Here is a 2,522-nt window from a genome sequence, read left to right as displayed (position 1 = left end):
CATGACGGCGGCAAGCATGACCGATCCGGAACTGGCGCTGGGCGAACAATTCTGTCTGGCCCGCACCTATGCCATCAACGCGGGCGAGACCCGGGCCGGCAAGGTTCAGGGTGTTTCGCAAGCACAGATCGACAGCCAATGCGATGCATTCGGCCCGGCTGTGCAGCCCTTCCTGGCCAAGCTGGGAACCGCGGGCAGCGGCGAGGTGATGGGTGATGTGCAGAAGTTCGTGCTGCAATCCGGCATGTCGCTGGAGCAGCTGGCCAATACCGCCGGGATCTGTCTGTTCTCCGGCTACCGCCGCGATGACATGGACGTGGCGCTGGGTGCTGCGCTGATCCTGACCGGCACCGGCCAGCGCCCCTATGCTGAGCTGATCGGCCACCATCTGGCGCTGGGCTTTGGCGCGCCGGTTACGGCAGATCGGGCGCAGGACTGGTACGGCATGGCCGTGATCTCGCTGGAAGGCGGCGCGGCACCTGTCTTTGCCCCGGGACAGCCTGAGCGGGCAGAGCTGATCAAGACAGCTTCGGCCAAGCTGGCAGGCGGCCGGGTGCAGCCGGTGCAGGCCTCCGGCGGTGCGGCCCTGCCGTCGTTCTCCACTGACTGACCGCTGTTTACCGCAGCTGTTGAATGCAAGTGGCCGGCAGAATTGCCGGCCACTTTTTTGCGTAGAATTTCTTTACTGCCAGTACCCTGGGGCGTCCTGGCAGCTGTGGCCGGGTTTTTCCATTAAATGCTGGATTTCTGCCTTTGACACCGCGCGGTCTTGAATGCAATTGATGCAATCAAAAAGTGCATTGTCTTAGGGGTTGTTTATGCGATTCAAGCTGCTTTCCAAATCCATTATCTGTTTTTCGCTGGCGTTGACGCCGGCTGCCCGTGTTTCTGCTGATGCGGGCGACTTTGCTGCCGGCGCCATCCTTGGCGGCATCATCGGAGGCGCTCTGTCCAAGAATCAGCGGCGCTCGGGGGGCAAGGCGCCCCGGCGTTCCCGGTTGCCGTCCACGCAGGAAGGCCGCCAAATTCAGGAATCGCTGAATTACTTCGGCTTCCCTGCAGGCGCAGTTGACGGGCAGCTGGGCCGTAAAACGCGCGAGGCTGTTTCCACCTATCAGGCTTACCTTGGCTATCCGGTCAGCGGGCAGCTGAATGATTTCGAAAAAGATCTGCTGATCAGCTCATTCCAGCGGGCGCAAACCAGCGGCTATCTCGCCAGCCAGCAGGCGATGGCACATCCCGACGGGCCGCGCGGGCTGCTGAAGATCTACCTGGCCGAGCGGATGGCGCCGCAACCTCAGCCGCAGCAGCCCTATGGTCTGCCCCAGGCCACCATGGCCGGGAACAGCACCGGCACCTATGGCGTGCCGCAGCAGTACGGGCAGAGCGCGCAGCAGCAATACGGCCAGCAGCAGATGGGGTTTGCAGCCACCGCCCAGACATACGGAATTCCGCAGCAGCCTCAGTTTCAGGGCCAGCAAGGGCAGTTCGTGCCGCGGTCACAAGTGCAAGGCCAATTTGTGCCGCAAGGCCAGCAGCAGGGCCAGTTCGTGACGCAGAGCCAGAATTTCATCAATCAACCCACTGTTATCCCATTCGCCCGCGTTGGGCCCCTGGTCGGAAGCGCGGGTCACAAAAGCTTCGTATACCTCTTCACGCAGACTGGCATTTTCGCAGTAGGTTACCACCGGGAAGTAGGAGGGGAATTCCAGGGTGATTAAATAGCCCTGTTGATCATTGGCTGTTGCCGCTTGCGCCATGGCCGCGAGGGAGGACTCTGGCACGCCCGCTAAGTCCTCAGCACTTTCAACTAATTTGGTCCAACCCTGGGTTGCATCCAGCACATTCTCAGCAAATTTGCTGGTTAGCTCAGACAAGCGCTTTTTAATCTCGCCGTAGCGCTGCTTTTTATCAGCGCTCAGTGCAACACCGGCCAACCGAAAATCTCGCAGGGCATTTTCAATGCTTTTTTGCTGCGCCTGATCCAAAGCCGCAAACTGATCACTATCAGCAATCGCCTGATAGGCCTGATACAGTTCAGGGCTCTGACCCATTTCAGTGCCGTATTCACTCAGCAGCGGCAAGCAAGCATTGTAGGCTTCGCGCAGATCATCACTATTCACCACCGAGTTCATATGACTGACAGGTGACCAAGCCTGGCTTAAGCGGTCATCCAGCGCCTCGATAGGGGCGATGAATTGCTCCCAATCCGGCGTCTCAACATCCGCTAGTAATTGTTGGATTTGTTGTCTGTTTTCAACCAAAAGCTGCTCAATAGCCGGCTGTACATGTTCAGGTTTAATGGCTGAAAAAGCAGGCAGCTCAGCAGGCTGTAACAACGGGTTAGACATAGGGTGATTTTCCGTTTAGACCAAAGTATGAATTAGGCGACCGCAAAAACCGTGGTTTCCACAGGTGTCCTTGCGCTACACTCTAGATATTACGTTAAAACTCATTAATTCAAGGCCGGAGAATCTTAAATCTCATGACAGTACGCACATTTCAAGGCATTACCCCACAAG

2 protein-coding genes and 2 pseudogenes are annotated in these 2,522 nt (G+C 57.8%); 2 read left to right on the top strand and 2 right to left on the bottom strand.

Translation table 11 applies throughout. From position 1 onward, the window contains the following. A pseudogene (locus A2I95_RS31205) lies at positions 1-610 on the top strand (peptidoglycan-binding protein); the annotation flags it as partial. 208 nt (positions 611-818) lie between these two features. Continuing rightward, positions 819-1,142, top strand: a pseudogene (locus A2I95_RS31200) (peptidoglycan-binding protein); the annotation flags it as partial. Positions 1,143-1,181: 39 nt separating this feature from the next. Here A2I95_RS31200 and A2I95_RS31195 read toward each other — a convergent pair. Continuing rightward, complete coding sequence (locus A2I95_RS31195) at positions 1,182-1,481, bottom strand: hypothetical protein (protein WP_291736069.1); 300 nt, start codon at positions 1,479-1,481, stop codon at positions 1,182-1,184. Between the two features lie 18 nt (positions 1,482-1,499). Continuing rightward, on the bottom strand, positions 1,500-2,351 hold the full coding sequence (locus A2I95_RS31190) for a M3 family metallopeptidase (protein ID WP_291736067.1): 852 nt from the start codon (positions 2,349-2,351) through the stop codon (positions 1,500-1,502). Between the last annotated feature and the right edge of the window lie 171 nt (positions 2,352-2,522).

The sequence above is a fragment of the Leisingera sp. F5 genome, from assembly GCF_001593695.1.
This window is presented reverse-complemented; position numbering and strand designations above follow the sequence as displayed.

What these genes read in the sequence shown, in the direction of transcription:
- A2I95_RS31190 (WP_291736067.1), bottom strand. Translation starts at nt 2,351, where the DNA reads ATGTCTAACCCGTTGTTACAGCCTGCTGAGCTGCCTGCTTTTTCAGCC.